This window comes from Serinibacter arcticus (genome assembly GCF_004786095.1).
GTDB classification, from domain to species: Bacteria; Actinomycetota; Actinomycetes; order Actinomycetales; family Beutenbergiaceae; genus Litorihabitans; species Litorihabitans arcticus.
Window position 1 is genome coordinate 949,063 of the sequence record NZ_RHPJ01000001.1, and the last position, 18,190, is coordinate 967,252.

The 18,190-nt window shown below is 69.2% G+C and carries 12 protein-coding genes; 6 read left to right on the forward strand and 6 right to left on the reverse strand.

Going from position 1 to position 18,190, the window contains the following annotated elements:
- Window positions 1-48: 48 nt before the first annotated feature.
- From SERN_RS04440 to wecB, 6 genes are all read left to right on the forward strand, one after another.
- Window positions 49-1,287: a glycosyltransferase family 4 protein gene (locus tag SERN_RS04440; protein WP_135848847.1), complete on the forward strand. Its 1,239-nt coding sequence runs from the start codon at window positions 49-51 to the stop codon at window positions 1,285-1,287.
- Entirely contained in the window at window positions 1,284-3,017 is a 1,734-nt protein-coding gene (locus SERN_RS04445) for a glycosyltransferase (protein WP_135848848.1), read from the forward strand. Before SERN_RS04440 ends, SERN_RS04445 begins: the two co-directional genes overlap by 4 nt.
- A gap of 44 nt (window positions 3,018-3,061) precedes the next feature.
- Complete coding sequence (locus SERN_RS04450) at window positions 3,062-3,976, forward strand: ABC transporter permease (protein WP_135848849.1); 915 nt, start codon at window positions 3,062-3,064, stop codon at window positions 3,974-3,976.
- 64 nt (window positions 3,977-4,040) lie between these two features.
- The gene (locus tag SERN_RS04455; protein ID WP_233251453.1) at window positions 4,041-4,886 is read left to right on the forward strand and encodes an ABC transporter ATP-binding protein; all 846 of its coding nucleotides are present in this window, start codon (window positions 4,041-4,043) and stop codon (window positions 4,884-4,886) included.
- Window positions 4,883-5,647, forward strand: coding sequence for a DUF6270 domain-containing protein (locus SERN_RS04460; protein ID WP_135848851.1), 765 nt, complete (start codon window positions 4,883-4,885; stop codon window positions 5,645-5,647). The genes SERN_RS04455 and SERN_RS04460 overlap by 4 nt, the downstream gene beginning before the upstream one ends.
- A gap of 194 nt (window positions 5,648-5,841) precedes the next feature.
- Complete coding sequence (wecB, locus tag SERN_RS04465) at window positions 5,842-7,026, forward strand: non-hydrolyzing UDP-N-acetylglucosamine 2-epimerase (RefSeq protein ID WP_233251454.1); 1,185 nt, start codon at window positions 5,842-5,844, stop codon at window positions 7,024-7,026.
- Window positions 7,027-7,080: 54 nt separating this feature from the next.
- Here the strand turns inward: wecB and wecC are convergent, their stop codons facing one another.
- The 6 genes from wecC to SERN_RS04495 all read right to left on the reverse strand — a co-directional run bounded on the left by wecC (window position 7,081) and on the right by SERN_RS04495 (window position 18,123).
- On the reverse strand, window positions 7,081-8,418 hold the full coding sequence (gene wecC / locus SERN_RS04470; RefSeq protein WP_135848852.1) for a UDP-N-acetyl-D-mannosamine dehydrogenase: 1,338 nt from the start codon (window positions 8,416-8,418) through the stop codon (window positions 7,081-7,083).
- A 7-nt stretch (window positions 8,419-8,425) separates the two neighbouring features.
- Complete coding sequence (locus SERN_RS04475; protein WP_135848853.1) at window positions 8,426-10,312, reverse strand: glycosyltransferase family protein; 1,887 nt, start codon at window positions 10,310-10,312, stop codon at window positions 8,426-8,428.
- Between the two features lie 118 nt (window positions 10,313-10,430).
- Complete coding sequence (locus SERN_RS04480; RefSeq protein ID WP_233251455.1) at window positions 10,431-11,480, reverse strand: LCP family protein; 1,050 nt, start codon at window positions 11,478-11,480, stop codon at window positions 10,431-10,433.
- Window positions 11,481-11,679: 199 nt separating this feature from the next.
- Window positions 11,680-13,350, reverse strand: a complete 1,671-nt coding sequence (locus SERN_RS04485) for a glycosyltransferase family 61 protein (RefSeq protein WP_158292559.1) — start codon at window positions 13,348-13,350, stop codon at window positions 11,680-11,682.
- Window positions 13,343-15,280, reverse strand: a complete 1,938-nt coding sequence (locus SERN_RS04490; protein WP_158292560.1) for a glycosyltransferase — start codon at window positions 15,278-15,280, stop codon at window positions 13,343-13,345. The genes SERN_RS04485 and SERN_RS04490 overlap by 8 nt, the downstream gene beginning before the upstream one ends.
- 50 nt (window positions 15,281-15,330) lie before the next feature.
- The gene (locus SERN_RS04495) at window positions 15,331-18,123 is read right to left on the reverse strand and encodes a heparinase II/III domain-containing protein (protein WP_158292561.1); all 2,793 of its coding nucleotides are present in this window, start codon (window positions 18,121-18,123) and stop codon (window positions 15,331-15,333) included.
- Window positions 18,124-18,190: the final 67 nt, after the last annotated feature.

The following is an 18,190-nucleotide window of genomic DNA, read 5'->3' on the forward strand; positions in this document are numbered from 1 at the left end:
CGCTCGGGAGGCGCTGTCCGTACGCGTCGAGGCCGCCGGGAGTCGTCAGTGCACATCGCTCTGCTGACGCACTACTACCCGCCCGAGGTCGGAGCGCCGCAGCGCCGCTGGAACGCCTTCGCCCGACGGTTCCGCGCGAGCGGCCACCGCCTGACGGTCATCGCCCCGCCCCCGCACTACCCGGTGGGCACGTTCGAGGCCGCCGATGCCGCCCATCGCGCCGGTGCCCGCACCGTCGGGGAGTGGGGCGAGCGCATCGCCCGCGTCCGGTTCCGGGAGCACGGCCCCGGTCTCCCCGGCCGCGTCGCCGACCAGACGGTGACCGCCGCGGACACCCTCGCCACCGGCCTGCGCCTGTTCACGCGACCCGGGCACCGGCCCGACGTCGTCGTCGCCACCGCACCCGGACTGCCGACCATCCCGGCCGGGATGGCCCTGGGGGCCGCGCTGTGCCGACCGACCGTCGTGGAGATGCGCGACGCGTGGCCCGACCTCATCGCCCCGAGCGGGATGTTCGGACCCGACGACGGCCGCCACCCGCTGACCCGGCAGGTCGCACGCCGCGCGCACGAGGTCGTCACGCACCTGCAGCGCTCGACCGCCGCGGTCGTCACGACGACGGAGTCGTTCGCCGGCGTGCTGCGCGAACGCGGGGTGGAGCGCACGCACGTCATCCGCAACGGCTCCTCCGTCCACCTCCTCCCCGTCCTCGAGCCGCCGCCACTGGACCGCCCGGGTCTCCGGGTGCTCTACCTCGGCACGATCGGTCGGAGCCAGGGCCTGGCGACGGCGGTCGTCGCCGCCGCGCTCGCGCGGGACCGCGGCCTGGGTGTCACCCTCCGGCTCGTCGGCTCCGGCGCCGACGACGCCGCGCTCCGCGACCTCGCCGCGCGGCTCGGTGCACCGGTCGAGTTCGTCGGCCGGGTGCCGCACTCGGGCGTCGGCGAGCACTACGCCTGGGCCGACACGGCGCTCGTGACGCTGCGCGACTGGGCGCCGTTCGACTGGACGGTGCCCTCCAAGCTGTACGAGATCCTCGCGGTGCGGCGCCACGTCTCCGCCGCCGTGCGCGGCGAGACCGCCACGGTGGTCGAGGCGGCGCGCGGGGGCGACGTCGTCCCACCCGAGAGCCCGAACGACCTCGTCGACCTGTGGCGCGGACTCGCCGCCGACCGCCGCCGCCTCGACCCGGGGCACGAGGCGCGTGCGTGGGTGGTCCGGAACGCCGACGACGACCTGCTCGCCGCGCGGTACCTGGACGTGCTGCACGGGGTGGTGGGGCGGTGAGCGCACGGTTCGAGCGGCTCGCGACGCCCGCGCGGAGCGTGGTGCTCGCGGTGGGTGTCGCGACCCGGATGGCGAGAGAGGATCCCGCGCTGCTCGTGATCCAGGCCGCGCGCCGCGCTCCAGCGTCCTGGCGGGCCCCGGCGGCGCGCGCCGTCGCTGCCCGATCTCGCAGCGGGAGCTCGCGCGACGTCGTCGGACGGTGGCTCGCCGGGCACGACGCGGACGCGCGCCGAGGTGTCTCGCACCTGCTGGGTCGCGGACGCGTCTCCTCCCTCGTCGCCGAGATCGCGGTGCTCCTCGACGTGCCGCTCACGGGCGACGACATCGCGAGCGCCACCTGGGCCCGTGCTCTCCGGCGCCGCGGTGACCTGAGCGGCGCGGTCGCGGCGGCGGGGTCGACAGGCCGCCTCGCAGGCCGCCTCAGCTCCGAGCTCTCGACGCTCCAAGCCGGGTACGACCTGCCCGGGCGCGCGTCCGAGCGACGGCGGGCTCGACCGAGGCGCAGCTCGACCGACGTCCCGACCGTGCTGCACCTGCTGACCAACTCGCTGCCCACGACCACGAGCGGCTACGCCGTCCGCAGCCACGCGGTGCTCCGCGCCCAGGCCGCGGCCGGTCTCCAGGTGGCCGCCGCCACCCGCCTCGGCTATCCCGTGACCGTGGGCCGACCCGTCGTGCGGGGCTCCGACCTCGTCGACGGAGTCCGCTACCACCGTCTCGTTCCGTGGCGACTCGCGGCGGACCCGGCTGCGCGCCTCGTTCAGCACCGTGACGCCGCGCGCGCGCTCGCTGCGCAGCTGCGGCCGGACGTGCTGCACACGACGACGGACCACCTCAACGCCGTGGTGGCGAGAAGCCTGGCGCGCGAGCTCGGGATTCCCTGGGTGTACGAGGTGCGCGGCGTCCTCGAGGACACGTGGGTCGCCTCCTTCCCGACCGAGCAGCGAGCCGCCGTGCGAGCGAGCGAGCGCTACGGACTCCTGCGCGCCCGGGAGACCGAGCTGGCACGGGCCGCCGATCGCGTGGTGGTGCTGGGCTCGAGCGTCGCGGACGCGCTCGTGGCTCGCGGCGTGGACCGCGGTCGAATCGTCCTGGCGCCGAACGCGGTGGACGCACAGCTGCTCACCCGCGCTGTCGAGCCCGCGGCTGCACGGGCGGCCCTGGGTCTCCCGCGCGAGGGCTTCTGGGTCGGGACCGTGAGCAGCCTCGTCGGCTACGAGGGGTTGGCGACGCTCATCGAAGCCGTCGCCCTCGAGCGGGCCGCGGGCCGGGACGTCCGTGCCGCGCTCGTGGGGGACGGCGTCAGCCGTCCCGAGCTGGAGCGTCTCGTGGCCGACCGTGGGCTGGGAGAGGTGGTGCTCCTCCCCGGACGTGTGCCGCCCGCGGAGGCCACGGGCTGGTACGAGGCGCTCGACGTCGTCGCGGTCCCCCGATTGGACACCGCCGTGACCCGGACCGTGGTCCCCCTCAAGCCGATGGCGGCGATGGCGCTGGGACGCCCCGTCGTCGCGAGCGACCTGCCGGCGCTCGCCGAGATCGTGGGTCGACCAGGGGCCGGCCTGCTGACCGAGCCTGAGAGCGCGCGTTCGCTGGCGGACGCGCTCGCGCTCCTCGCGTCCGATCCCGCCCTGCGCGCGTCGCTGGGCGCGGCGGGCCGCGCCTTCGCCTCGAATCGGACGTGGGCCGCCATCGGCCGGGGCTACCGCACGATGTACGAGGCGGTCGCATGAGCAGGCGGTCGGCGAGGAGCGAGGACCCGACGAGGGACGGGCCCGTGACGGGAGCACCGCGCGTCTACCGCGCGCGGACCGTCGTCGAGGTCGACGCGGGCGGTCTCCTGCACGTGCTGGGCCGTCCCCCTCTCGGTGAGTACCTGCGGCGGCTGTGGCAGCGGCGCCACTTCATCGTGGCGGACTCCCGCGCCCGGGTGCAGACGGACAGCCGCGCCAATCTCCTCGGTTCGCTGTGGCTCGTGCTGAACCCGCTCCTGAGCGGTGCGGTCTACTTCGTCATCTTCGGTCTGGTGATGAGTGGTAGCCGGGGCATCGAGAACTTCCTGGGATACCTCGTCGTCGGCGTCTTCCTGTTCCAGTACACGATCCAGTGCCTCAACCAGGGTTCGAGGTCGATCAGCGGGGGCCGCCAGCTGATCCGCGCCTTCAGCTTCCCGCGTGCGGCGCTCCCGGTGGCGGTGGTGATGCGGGAGACGCTGCGCTTCCTGCCGGCGCTGGCGACGATGCTCGTCCTCGTGCTGGCGATCCCGTTCGTCGTCCCCCTGATGGATCCGGGCGGGGAGACCATCGCCCTCCGTATCGGTTGGCCGTGGCTCCTGCTGCCCGCCGTGCTCCTGCTGCAGCTGGTCCTCAACACCGGACTCGCGCTCATCGCGGCCCGGGTGACGGCCAGGATTCCGGACCTGACTCAGATCATCAGCATCCTCGCCCGGTTCTGGCTCTACGGTTCGGCCGTGTTCTTCTCCGTCGACCGGTTCGCCGAGTACCCGGCGCTGTCGGCGATCATGCAGGTCAACCCCATGTTCCTCGTCATCGACATCGCGCGGGACCTGCTCCTCTACGGCGTGCTGCCGTCGTGGGGGGCATGGGCCCTCCTGGCGGCGTGGTCGACCGGCCTCCTCGTTCTGGGAACGCTCGTCTTCTGGCAGGCCGAGGAGACCTATGCCGCGCCGTGATGCCGGGAGCCACCCTGCTGGCGGCACGGATGCCCCCGTCCACGTGGTCGTCGACAACGTCCACGTGCGATACACCACGCCCTCGTCCGCCGCGACGGCGCGGGCTCAGGTCTCCCTGCCGCGTCGAGCTCTGCACCGCCTGGTGGGCAGCTCCCCCAGCGTGCTCGTGCGTGCACTCGCCGGCGTCTCGCTCGTGGTGCACGCGGGCGAGGCCGTCGGCGTCGTCGGCCTGAACGGATCGGGGAAGAGCACGCTCCTCCGCGTCGTTGCCGGGCTCGAGCGTCCAGCACGAGGAACGGTGCTCGCCTCCTCCGTGCCGCTCCTGCTCGGGGTGAACGCGGCGATGCTCACCGAGCTCTCCGGCCGGGAGAACGTCCGGCTGGGCTGCCTGGCCATGGGGATGTCGCCCGCCGAGGCGACGGCCGCACTTCCCGACGTCGTCGAGCTCGCCGGCATCGGGGCCGCGATCGACCACCCGATGCGCACGTACTCCACCGGCATGGGCGCCCGGCTCCGTTTCGCGATCGCCGCTGCGTCGAATCCGGAGGTGCTGCTCATCGACGAGGCCCTCGGTGCCGGTGATGCAGCGTTCAAGGAGCGCTCGCAGGATCGGATGTCCGCCCTGCGGGGCAACGCCGGGTGCGTCCTCCTCGTGTCCCACGCCGCGCAGACGATCGAGGAGACGTGCACGCGCGCCGTCTGGCTGCACCAGGGTCGGGTGGTGCTCGACGGCGAGGCCGAAGACGTGGCGCGGCGGTACCGCTGGTTCGCGTGGCAGCTCGCGCAGGGTGAGGAGGCGAAGGCCGCCGGACTCCTCGAGGAGGCCTACCGGGACGGGACCGACACCGACGTGCGCCTCGATCTGCGCGGCACGGCGCAGCACCAGGTGCGACGCCGGGGTGGGCGATGACGACCGGCGGCGTCCGCACTCTCGTGGTCGGCAGCTGCGTCTCGCGGGACACCTTCTCCCACCTCCCGACGGACGGGTTCAGCCTGGTGGGCTACGTCGCGCGGCAGTCCCTGATCTCGGCGTTCTCGCCGCCGGTCGTGCTGCTCGATGCACCCGCGCTGACGTCGCCTTTCCAGCAGCAGATGGTCTCGGCCGACTTCGCCTCGGGCCTGCCGGACGTGCTGCGGCGCACCGCCGGACGTGTCGACCTCGTGCTCTGGGATCTCACGGACGAGCGACTCGGCGTCTGGGTCCTGCCGGACGACACCGCGGTGACTCGCACCGTGGACCTGATCGCCGCCGGGGCGGACCTCGACGTCGCGGCCGCCGGCGTGCTCGTCGAGCTGGGAACGGCGGCCCACCGGGCGATGTGGACCGAGGCGGCGCACGCGTTCGTGCGCCTGGTGCGGGAGCACCACCCCGGGGCGGCTCTCGTCGCGCTCGCGCCGCCCTGGGCCGGTGTCAACGAGTCCGGCGACGAGGGCCCCTCGAGCTTCGGGCTCGTCGCGGCCGACGCCAACCGACGACTCGCCCTCTACTACGACACCGTCGCAGACCTCGGGGTGGACCTCATCGGGCGTGACCTCGACGTCACCACCACGCCCTCGCACCCGTGGGGTGAGGCCCCGTTCCACTACTCCCCGCACGTCTACGCCGACCTCGTCGCGCGCATCCGTGCCCTCCGGCCCCACGCTCCGGGAGATCCAGACGCACGTGCCTGACCCAGCCAGAGGCGTACGACAACCTCAGGAATGACGCAGGAACATCGCCGTTCAGGCTGACATCACACGGACGCGAGTTAGTAGAACCTCGTTCTTTCGTCAGTATTAACATTCCTCGCTTTTGTGCCTCGAAATGCCTGCAAACTGATCGCGGGGAAGCGCTGTCGCACCCCTTTCGAGAACAGGATGCGGACATGAGCAGACCCCGAGTGATGACCGTCTACGGGACGCGCCCCGAGGCCATCAAGGTGGCTCCGGTGGTCACTGCACTGGCTGCCTCCGACGCTCTCGACGGCATCACCGTCGTCACCGGCCAGCACCGGGAGATGCTCGACCAGGTCAACGCGGTCTTCGGCATCAGGCCGGAGCACGACCTCGACGTCATGAGCCACGGCCAGTCCCTCTCGCAGATCTTCACCCGGGTGATGGCGAGGCTCGACGACGTCCTGACGGTCGAGCAGCCTGACGCGGTGCTCGTCCAGGGCGACACGACGACGTCGACGGCGGCCGCGATGGCGGCCTTCAACCGCCGCATCCCCGTCGTCCACCTCGAGGCCGGCCTGCGCTCCGGGGATCTCACCTCCCCCTTCCCCGAGGAGGCGAACCGGCGCCTCACGACGCAGATCACCGACCTCCACCTCGCACCGACCGCCATGAGCCGTGACAATCTGCTCCGGGAGGGCGTTCGCCCCGAGACGGTCGTCGTCACCGGAAACACCGTGATCGACGCCCTCCTCGACGTCGTCGACCGCCCTGCGCTGTTCCAGGATCCCGCCGTCGCCGCCGTGGCGGCCAGGGGTGGCGCGCTGCTCCTGGTCACCACCCACCGGCGCGAGAACTGGGGCCTTCCGATGAGGAACATCGGGGCAGCTCTCGGCGCTCTCGCCGACGCATTCCCGTGGCTGACCGTCGTCCTCCCCGCTCACCGAAACCCGCTGGTCCGGGACGCCGTGCTGCCCGCGGTGCGCGGGCGGAGCAACGTCGTCATCACCGAGCCCCTGTGCTACTCGGACTTCGTCCACCTCACGGCGCGGGCGACGGTGGTGCTGACCGACTCCGGCGGCGTCCAGGAGGAGGCCCCCAGCCTGGGCAAGCCGGTTCTCGTCATGCGCGACAACACCGAGCGCCCCGAGGCGGTCGACGCCGGCACGGTGAGGCTCGTCGGCACGGACGCGCGGCGCATCGTGGGCGAGGTGAGCCACCTCCTCACGGACACCAACGCCTACGGGCGGATGGCTCGCGCCGTCAACCCCTACGGTGACGGGCGTGCCGCCGCGCGGAGCGTGGCCGCACTCGCGGAGCTGCTCGGCGTCGGGTCCCGCATCGACGAGTTCAGAGCGGCTCCCGTGCTGGCGGCCCTTCCCTCGCTCGCCGTCTGAGGACGGCCGCGCACCTCGCCGACGGGGCGCACGGCCGACTTCACGAGGTCCGGGTCAGGGCGCCGAGGAGCTCCGCGGGTCGGCGCGGACCTCGCGCCAGAGACCGCGCGTGTCGACGACGGCGGGCGCGTGCGCCCGGGAGTCGAGCAGCTGCGGAACGACGGTCCGGAATCCCGCGTGGTCCACCAGGAGGAGCACGAGGTCGGCGTCGGCCAGCGCCGACTCGAGCGGGCGCAGGGCCACGTTCTGCCGTGCCTCGAGCTCGCTCGGCAGCTCGTCCACGTGCGGCTCCACGACGTCGATCAGTCCACCGGGGATGCGGTCGGAGAGCATGCCCACGATCTCGCGCGCCGGCGACTCGCGCAGGTCGTCGATGTCGGCCTTGAACGCCAGACCGAGTGCCGCGATCCGCGGGGAGGTCAGGTGGTCGGACGCGGCGAGCACCTTCTCCACGACCTGGGCGGGTCGCGCATCGTTGATCTCGCGCGCCGTGCGGATGAGGCGAGCCTCCTCCGGAGCGGCGGACACGATGAACCAGGGGTCGACGGCGATGCAGTGCCCACCGACCCCGGGACCGGGCTGCAGGATGTTGACCCTGGGGTGACGGTTCGCGAGCTCGATCAGCTCCCACACGTCGACGCCGACCCGCTCGCAGATGCTGGCCAGCTCGTTGGCGAAGGCGATGTTCACGTCCCGGAAGGCGTTCTCGGCGAGCTTCGCGAGCTCCGCCGTCGGCGCGTCCGTCAGAGGGATCTCGGCCTGGCAGAACGTCTCGTACAGGTCCCTGGCGCGCTCGGCCGCACCCAGGGTGAGTCCGCCGACGATCCGGTCGTTGGTGACCAGCTCGACCATGATGCGGCCGGGGAGGACCCGCTCGGGGCAGTGAGCGAACTCGACGACGGGCCTCCCCCCGGAGCCGTCCCAGCTCAGGTCCGGCCGGGCGGCGAGGAGGCGGTCGGCGAGGTGCTGCGTCGTCCCGGGCGGTGACGTCGACTCGAGGATCACCAGCTCCCCGCCGCCGAGCCTCGGTGCGATGGCGTCGGCCGCGGCGTCGATGTATGTGAGGTCGACGCGGTAGTCCTCCGCGAACGGGGTGGGCACGGCCACGATGTAGACGTCGGCCTCGGGCATGTCGAGCGAGGCCGTCAGCCGCCCCCGTGACACGGCGCCAGCGACCGAGGTCTCGAGGTCAGGCTCGACGAAGGGGACCTCGCCGCGGTTCACCGCCTCGACGGTGCGGGCGTTGACGTCGACGCCGATGACCCTCGCACCGTGGGAGGCGAGGATCGCCGCCGTCGGCAGGCCGATGTAGCCGAGGCCGACGACGGCGACGGTCGGCGCGTCGACGGGAGCGGCGGCCGGCGTGTGAGCGAAGGGGATCGGGTCGGTCATGTCTCTCCTAGGCGAGGGCGTGCGGAAGCGGAGGGCCGACGACCTGGACCTGGCTCGACGCCAGGATCTCCATGTCGGAGGCGTTCCAGGTGTGTGCGGTCGCCCCGCGCACCTGGACGAAGTTGAAGCGATCGGCCGAGTAGATGTGGCACCCCGCGGCGGTCACCGCCCGCAGGAATCCGGTGTCCTCACCGCGGGTCAGCTCGGCGAACGGGATGTCGCGGACCAGGTCCGTACCGGCGACGATGCTCGGTCCGGTGACCAGGTCGGTGAAGTGGTGCTCCCGGTCAGCGTGCCGCAGAGCGGTCAGACCCGACGTGACCAGATGGACGTAGTGCGCTTGCTTCCCCACGACGTCGGCGCCGCTGTAGCCGAGAGCGTTGACCTGATCCAGCAGGTACTGGGGGCCGTAGAGGTCGTCGTCGTCGATCTTGGCAACCACGGCCCCGTCCGCGACCTCGACCAGTCGGTTGAGGCAGGTTCCGAGCGCCACGGACCGATCGGCGGACAGCACGACGACGTCGTCGAGGCCGTGGTCTCGCGCCCTTCTCCGCAGGTCCGCCTCGTCCAGGTCCCAGCCGTGCGCGAGCAGAGCCAGCTGGACCTCGACCCCGACCTGGGAACCGAGCGTCTCGAGGACCAGATCCACACGCTCGGGTCTGATCGTCGAGACGAGGGCTGTGACGCGGGGAGTGCGAGCCTCGCGCAGGTGCTCCGTCAGGCCCACGCGCCGGAGTATCTCGTCCACACGGTGGCTCGCGGTGTGGCCGGCCCAGATCCGGCGCTGGGCTCGATGCACGGTCCGGTCGCGCAGCTCAGAGCTACCGAGGAGGGCCCGGAGGGCATCCTCGGCTTCTGGTTGTTCCGAAACCTGCACGACGCCGTCCTCGCCGAGAACTGCATCGATCGCCGGACTGGGCGTGCTGACGACCGGAGTACCGCAAGCAGTGATCTCGACGATCCTGCGCGCGCACATCGTGGGTGATAGCGCGACGGTGTTGACGTTGAGGAACACCTTGTAGGCGCGATAGGCAGACAGCATCTGCGGGTAGGACAGCGTCCCCACGACGTGCTGAGCCATGGGCGCTGGAAACTGGTACCGAGGATCGCCCTTGGGCTGACGGGAGTAGATGTCCAAGGTGGAACCCGTCCGCTCGGACACTCGCACGGCCGCGCCCAGGAGCATGTCCATCTGCGTGGCTCTTCCGGGGTGCCGATGAGTGAAGTACATACCTCCGAACGCCATGTCGCCGAGCACAGCGTCGCCCTCCGAACGAACGGGATTGTGGAGCGCGGGTTGCGCTGAGAAAGGAAGTACTCCGACGCGATCGTGTCCCAGGGCCGAGCGATAGTCCTCGAGGGTGGACGAGTCGGTCGTCAGCACGTGGTCGAACAACCGGGCTGCGTCGAGGAAGTCCTCGTGGTGGACCGGGTCCTCCTTGTTCCAGAACACGGTGGGGATCCCGCGCGACTGGCAGTGGGTCACCAGATCTTTCAGCGGCTGCCCCGGACCGCCCGGCCCCGTCAGCTGGTACTTCCACGAAGCGCCGTTGCCTGCCCAGGCTGACTCCACGAACAGAAGATCGACGTCCGCAGTCTCGAGCTCCTTACGCCAACGTTTCATCGTCAGCGGAACCTGCACCCACTCGAAGTCGAAGCTGGCCGCCGAGAACTCATCCAGGATGACCGCGACCCGGAGAGCCCGGCGGCGCGTATTCGTCGTGAACCGCTCCGGGTCATAGGCGACGAGCCCTCGAGCACCCTGACGTCTCGACACGAGCTGATGGTCGATGGCTCGCCGCCGACGAAGGTGGGTACCCAGCCCGCCGAAGCCACCGTGTCGGAGGTGCCAGAGCGCGCGCCGCGCCGCGCGGATCCGGATCCGCGCGGCCATTCTTCTGCTCCCGGTCACGATCACGCTCCCCGTCGCGCAGAGTACGAGCTACCGACGGACAGTACTCGAGCTACGCGGCAACGACCGCGCCCGCTACATATCGAGGGACCAGCCACGCCTAGTCGACCACTGCCGGCAGCGTGTCGAACTGGCCCGGTTCGGACATCACGTAATCCATGACCGTGTCGGAGCGCACCGACTCCATGAGCTCGCCCAGAGCGGGTCGGTCGAGCTCGACGATGCTCTGACCATCCGCGCTCCGGGCGGTACCCAAGGTCGGCACGGTCATGAACAAGATGTCGTTGGATCCCACGTCGGTCGCCAATCCGCGCAGGTCATTGACAACGGCAGCGTCCAGACCATCATCCGCCGCTACGGACCGGGTCACCGTGTCCAGAAATCGCTGCGCCGTCAACGGGTTCCCCATCGTCCCGTCGTTCCGCATCTTGGCCACGATCGCGCGGACCCAGGCCTGCTGCCGCTGCATCCGGTCGAAGTCTCCCCGGGGGAGGCTCGCACGGTCGCGTACGAAGCTCAGCGCCTGCTCACCCGTGAGGAGCTGCTGGTTACCCGCTGGAACGAGGTCGTTGCCGACGACGAGGTCCTCCTTCAGACTCACACGTACGCCGCCCAGCGCGTCCGTGATCGTTTTGAAGGACTCGAAGTCTGTGACCACGAAATGGTCGATCAAGACGCCCGTCAGCTGCTCGACGGTCGCGATCGTCAAGGACGGGCCCCCGTACGAGAATGCAGCATTGATCTTCGCCTGACCGTGACCGGGAACGTCGACCCAGGAGTCACGGGGGATCGACATCACCACCACGCTTCGCCTGTCCGACGGTACGTGCACAAGCATCACCGTGTCGGTCCGTTGTGCCCCGGACTCCCACTGCGACGGATCACCGGCAGAGATGCGGCTGTCGGTGCCGAGGACCAAGACGTTCATGGCGTCCGCCGCACCACCCTCGTCAGCGTCGACAGACCCTCCCGCTGACGGTCGACCTTCCAGACCGGCGAAAGGATCACCCAGAGATTCGATGTTGCTCGCGAGCGACCGCTGCATCCACCAGATGCCTCCGAACGCACAGGCGACAAGGCCGAGGATCAGGACGAGCGAGACCACGAGCGGCCGCGCCACTGCGCGGCGCCCGCTTGTGGATGACGACACGAGGACACCTTTCCCATGGACCCGGTGAAACAGAGATCACAACCGCTCCACCAGGCTCGGCGCGGTCCTCGATCCGCGGCCCTGTTGTCCTGGGCCGCAGCGCTCGGCGACATCACCAATTGTGCTCGCCAGAGGTCACGAGCAGCGCGTAGTTTCCTCAGGACTTCCCACGATTGCAGCGTGGAGGACCACCCCTCGCTCAGAACAGGGGTTCGAGCAGGGTCGCCACCTCGTCCGGCTCGCCAGACCGCGATCGGAGCGCCAGGTAGGCGTCGCGAGCCGCTCCGTCGCGCCCGTCCAGGCGGACCTGTCCGTTGTGAAGATGGCCCATGAGGCGGGTCTGGAAGTCGGACGGCCTCTCGATGCGTTGATCCAACGCTGCAAGATTTCGTGAAAACCCGTCGGTCGACTGCAGCGCCCGCTCAAGCGCTTCGACGTCGAGAGCGACGTCGGCATCGGCCGTCCTGATGCGTCGAGTCGTGAAGTTCAAAGTTTCGTAGCTCAGCGACTTGGCCGACTTGATGTGTGCGTAGACCCCGCTACCACCCCTGTGTCTCGTGAGCGCCCAGAACTTGGTGCGCACCGGATCCTCCATGAGCAGCACCGAGTGGAGGGCCGACCCTTCGAGCCCGACCACGATCTCGGCTGACGTCATCTCGTCGAGTTGCTCGCGCACCGAGAGCTCCTCGGGACGCACGATGGTGAATCCATGGTCAGCGAAGAGACGGTCCAACGTGTGGTCACCGTCGTTCTCGATGGATCCGCGGCCATCTCCGAGGCCTGACCGCGAGAGGAAGACCTTCCTACCGGCCACCTGAGGGCGACTCGGGTGACGACCTACGGCCTTCGCGAACTCGGGGAGCACGAACTCGCCGATGCAGGCCCCGGGAAGAGGAACGATCAGCTCGTCGATCGCCGTGGGCTCCGTCACGAAGAGCTGCTCGTTCCGCAGACCGATGAGGTCGAGGACCTCCTTCTGGAACGATGCGAGTCGTCCTGCATGCCAGAGCACGGGTATGTCTGGATGCTCGAGGGCGTACCACGCACGGGCCAGACCCTGGGTCAGGAAGTGCCCCCAGGAAGGTCGCGGGATCCCGAGGTAGATGGCGACGGGGAGACGCCTGGTCGCAGACGGACGCTCTGGCAGGTGCTGATACTGCTGCCTGCCGAGCACCCAGTCCGACGCCTCGAGCACCGGTCCGTCGTGGTCCCACACACCGATGAAGCCATGGGAGGCGAGACCCTGAGCTCGCTTCCTCTTCAGAACGTTTCGACTCACGACCACGTTCGAGCGTCTCGTGTGGGCGAGACCGCTCTCATGCTCCTCGAACGTCGCAGGGAGCTGACCGAGCAGCGCCGGCGGGGTGAGCTTCATGCGATTCCCCAGGCGGCCACCTGGCCGCCCATCGATGTCCTCGAAGATCTCCAGCTGGTGGGTCGGACCGTCAGAGCGCTCGAGGACGAAGGTCGTTGAGCCGCCCGGCGCTATCGACCGGCGATGCAGAACGTCACCACTGACCGCATCGCGGAGGTGTACGTGGCAGTGGTCCCGAACACCCCACTCGCCGGGACTGACCGTCCTGGTGTGCAGATCGCCCAGGAGCCCCAGGCTGAGGGTACGGCGCAGGTCGTGCCATTTCGATTCCGCGCCACGACGCTGAAGTTTCAAGGAGTACCGACGCAGTGGCTGGATCGCCTCGAGGGCGATACGGTGCGTGCCCCCTGGCTTGATCACGGTCAGATCGACGTAGGCCCGATGTTCCTTGTCATAGAGGGCGGCTCGCGTCTCCTCGCTGATGCCTGCGAGAGACGGGCACACCACGATCTCCGCCCTGTCACGATCGACAAGAAAATAGGTCTCCTCAGACACCGGTTCGCCTTCCCGAGCCGGTCGAACCGAGGCTCGCGTAGACCCTGGTATAAGCACTGGCATTGGATTCCCAGGACCGTTCTCGGCGCACCCACGCCCTGCCGCGCTCGGCCATCAGCCGACGTTCCGACGGGGCGTTCGCCATGTTCGAGAGCTCTGCGGCGAGGGCCGACACGTCGTCGGGACGGAACAGACGCACGGAACCACAGTCCTCGGCGATCTCCCGGAGGGCGTCCAAGTCCGACATCAGCAGCGCGCACCCCGCCGCGAGTGCCTCGAATGGTTTCAACGGGGTGACGAGGCGGCAGACCTCGATATCCCGCCGCGGAACCACGAAGATGTCGATCAAGCCGTAGTAGTCGACGATTCTGTCGTGGGGCACTCGACCCGTGATCGACACGTTGGTCAAGCCATGCGTCTCTACCTGGGTGCGCAGCTGGTCGAGTACGGGCCCGTCACCAACGATCATCAGCCAGAGAGGAACGTCGCTGGAACGAGTCGCGACCGCGAAGGCTTCGACGAGGACGTCCAGGCCTTCGTACTCCACGACCGACGTCACCGAGCCGATGACCACGGCACCTCTCGGGATTCCCAGCTCCTCGGCCAGGTCCTCTCGGAAGTGGGCTGCCTCGAAACGACTCGCATCCACAGCGTTCGGAACGATGGTGACGTTGCTCCCATCCAGTCCCGCTGCCACGATCCGACTTTGCATGGTGCGTGCCAGCGTCACAGTGGCGTTCGAGCGTTCCCGTGCGTCCGCCTCTCGCTGGCGCCGCCAGCTGTAGGCCTCAGGTATGCCGTAGGTGGTCAATGTGCGGTCGACGTCCACCCATCCGTGCGTGACGGCAGTCCTCGACAACCAGGTCTCCTCCCAGAACCCCCTCGTCTCGTAGACGACAGGGATGCCTGTCGCATCCGAGACCGCGCCGGCAATCAGGACGTTGTAGAAGTCCGAGTGGGCATGAATCGTCTCCGGGCGAACCGACAGAGCGGTCTTGAGGAGGGCCTCGGCGTTCGACTGCAACCACGTCCGGTGGCCGGAGGCGAACACGGAGTCTCCTGCTGGGCGGTGATAGACGACCCCGTCCAAGTCGTCCTGCGCCGAGACCTCGCTCTCGACGACGCCGAGCTGCACGAACACGTGCGCCTCGTGGCCGGCCGATACTTGGGCGCGGGCGGTGCTGTGCGTCCGAAGGGTGTAGCCCGACTGGGTGTCCGGGATTGCTCGGCCGACGACGTGAAGAACCCGTCCACTGATGGGAGCTTTGACGTCGCGCCTGGTCAGGACGGGCGAGAACGCTCCGCACATCACGTCGATCTCGGCCTGCCTCAGGTCGAGCTGGACGACATCGCGTTCTTGTCCGGTCGCTGCGGCTGAGCGGAAGTAACGCATCGATCGCACCAGGTATCCCCGAGCACGCAGACCCCGTGCCAGAGTTCGTCGAGTTCCGAGCGGTAGGTGGTCCACGAGACCATATCGCTGCGCGACTTCGTCCGCGTCCAGCAGCTGTGCGTCCTCAGTCAGAGCGCGCACCGCGATCGTCGCCATCCGTTCGTCGAGAAGCAGAGGCACCTCGTCGAGCGGGCCGCCCGTACCGCAAACCCGGAGATCCAGCAGCGCCGTCGACACAGCGGAACGCCGCTCGAGATCCGCCACGGCACCACGCGCCACCTCGACGTCGGCGCCGCGTTCGGTGGAGTTTGGACCCGAGGCCAGCCGACTGGCCTCCTGACTCTCGATGGCCTGCAACCGTCGCTCGACGATCGTGAGTCGTCGACGGAGCTCACGTAGGCCGAGCAGGAGGACAGCCGCGGTGAGCGTCGACAGCGTCAGCGCTGCGACGACGCTCCGGGACACGTTCCCGGACCACACCGTCGTCAGCGTCGCGAGTGCCGCCGCGGACACCAGGACGGCACCGACGATCAACACGTGCCTCACGCTCACACGCGACATCCTGGTCCTTCCACCCGTGCGCCCACTCAGCGCGCCGAGCCAAGTCTGAAGGAAGTCTCGAACACATGGTGACGCGAGAAGACGGAGCGCGAGACGTTCCAACACGGCTCCAGCTCGAAGTCACGGTGCGAGCGCCAACCCAGCAGCGGCGTGTGGCGTCCTCGCTGCGCGTCCCACTGGCCGCCGCCGTCGACCGCGTCGACAACCAGGGATCCCCCGTCGCGCCCGAATCGCAGGGAGTTGTGATCGGAGTCGTTCAGCGTCAGCCCGCCTGCCATGTTCCACCAGGTGGTGAAGGTGTGCGGTTCACCGTCGAGCGACTCGACCTCGTCCCGGATGTCGAGCCCAAGCCCGGGGGCGAGTCGGACGACTCGGTGATGCCGCCAGTGCCCGTGGTCGACCTCGCCCTCGACCACGAAGACACCTGCCTCGTGACGACCGCTCACGACTGCGGCACCGTATGGTTTGCGATCACGTCGATCGTGATCGCGTCCGTCCGCGGACACTGTGCTGTGCGCAGGCGTGCTCTCGACGTACTGCCGCTCTGGCCTGCTGTAGAAGAAGCCCAGGGCGCGGTCGGGATGGTCCTCCGGAAGAGGGTCCAGATAGCCGAATCGCCCGCTGTCGATCAATATCTCAGCCCCGCCGTCGAACCAGGTCACGGCGAGGTCGTCTGCGTGCTTGTGGGTCCGCGAGTGGAACGCTGCCATCAGGGTGAGGTAGGAGCTGTTCGCCAGCTCCTCACCTGTGGTCGGCCGAGGAGCGCGCACTATTGCGTAACCCGATTCCGGCAGGACCAGCATCTCCTCCGTCGGCGGCGCGCCCGACTTGCCCCTGCTCACGATGAACGAGGTCGCCGGATCACGGCTCGACCGCGTCCGGCTGGCAACGAGACGGGCCATCGAATCACCGATCTGCTCTATTTCGCCGTCGGGCCGAATGAACCATCCCGTGACGTGCGCGGACCGCTCGATCAGGGCGAGGATGCTCTCGTCCTCGATGAGTCCGTCCTCCGCGGCATCGACGAACGAGTCGACGAGCATGCGGTGATAGTCCGGCGAGTGCTCACGATGCCCGCCGTCCTTCGCGAACTGCTGGTCCACAACCTGGCGAAGCCGCTGCTGGCCCTGCTGGAGGACATCGCTCATCCCTGGCAGCTCGATCAGCCGCCGGGCAAATGCCAGCTGGCCGATCGCCGTGTAGAAACCGTGATTCGTCGCCGGGTTGAAGGCGCCAGGCGCAAGGAACGCGCGTTGATGAGCGACTACCGCACGGTGAAGAGCATCGATCTCCGGCTGGGTCCTTCGAGAGTCGGACAAGGCGTGCTCGAAGAGGTAGGCCAGCAGTGGTGCTCGCAGGGCGAGCGCCATGTCGTACCAGACCATCGATGTTCCTTCGCGACGATCGACCGCGGTTGCGCACCAGTCGAGCGCCCTCTCGTGGCACCAGTCGAGGAGCTCGGTACCCGGTCGGACGCTGTCCTCCCGTAGGACGGGGCCCATGAACTTCCAGGCCTGGTAACGGAAGTCCTGCGAGCGATTCCCACTGCAGGCCCACCAGTCCATCGGGAGCGCCATCGAGACAGGGTGAAGTCCGTTCCACCTCCATCCGTCGCTCAGCAGTTCCGCGACGGCCTCAGGCTTGTCGAGGGTCACGTGGCCCTCGAGTGGTCGTCGCAGGGTCTCGGCCCGTCGCGTCAGTGCGACTCTCGACGTCGAGTCGGCCCGAACGTCGACGAGCGACCGCAGTCCCTGAGGAACAGCACCGAGACTCTCGAGCACCTGGGCGTAGGTGCCGATGGGGTCCTTGTCCACCGTCGTCGAAGGAACACCACTTTCACCAAGCTCTCTCTCCACCTCTGAGCGGACCGACGAGCTCGCCGAGCTCACCACCACGTGCGACACGGCGTTCCGTGCGCTGCGCTCACGACGGCGGCGAAGGAGGAAGCGGTCTGGCAGTCCCTGGCTCGAGAGCGCCAGCTCCTCCGGAGACGGCCAGCCGAGGGGCTCACCCGTGCGGCGATACCAGGATGCGTCCCAGTCGCCACTGACGTCGTAGACAACGGGAAGATCGAACGCATCGCCGGAGCTGAGGGCCGGGAGCACGTTCAGGAAGTCGGAGCCTGCGACCAGCACGGCTGGTCTGACCTTGCGTACGACCGTCGCCAGCTTCTGGCTGTACCTGTGCAGCCAGTCCTCCAAGGACGCCTCGCCTCGCACCGGGCCGGGAAGCCGGTGGTAGACGACCCCGTCGACGTTCTCGGATCGATAGGCGTCCTGAGTCGCGCGGTAACCGAGTTCGGTGACGATCTCGGCACGGAGCCCCATCTCGGCCAGCCCCACCGCGACGGCGTGGAGGTGCCGCGCATAGTTCGTGTCGACGTCGGGAAGCGAGCGACCCATGACCAGCAGGACCGAGCCGGAGACGGGGCCGCGCCAGCCGTCGCGCGAGACGACCTCCGTGCTGCTCCCTCCTTCCAGTACGGCGATCTCGCTCGCTAGGGTCGATACCCTGCGGCGCGCCCCAGTGGTCGGCGCGACTGCATTGACACGCTCCGCAACTTCCAACGCGCGACGGAGGTAGCCCTGGGAGCGCAGCTCCCGGCAGAGCAGGTCGAGCGTAGTCAGCGACGGCGCGGCCGCGCGCCCCAGGTGCGCCAGAAGCTGATGGAGAGGAACCGCGCGTCGGCTCGCTAGAAGATCGGCGGCGACACCTTCGAGGAGCCGGTCGCTGATCTGCGGTCGGACCTCCTCAGGCCGCACATCCGCTCCGTTCCCCTCGGGCTCGTTCGGGAGAAGGTGCGCCGAGTCGGCCCGCACCGAGGGAGTCTGAGTCATCGTCACCTCACCATGTCGCTGAACACCATTTCATCGGCAGGCGCAGGCC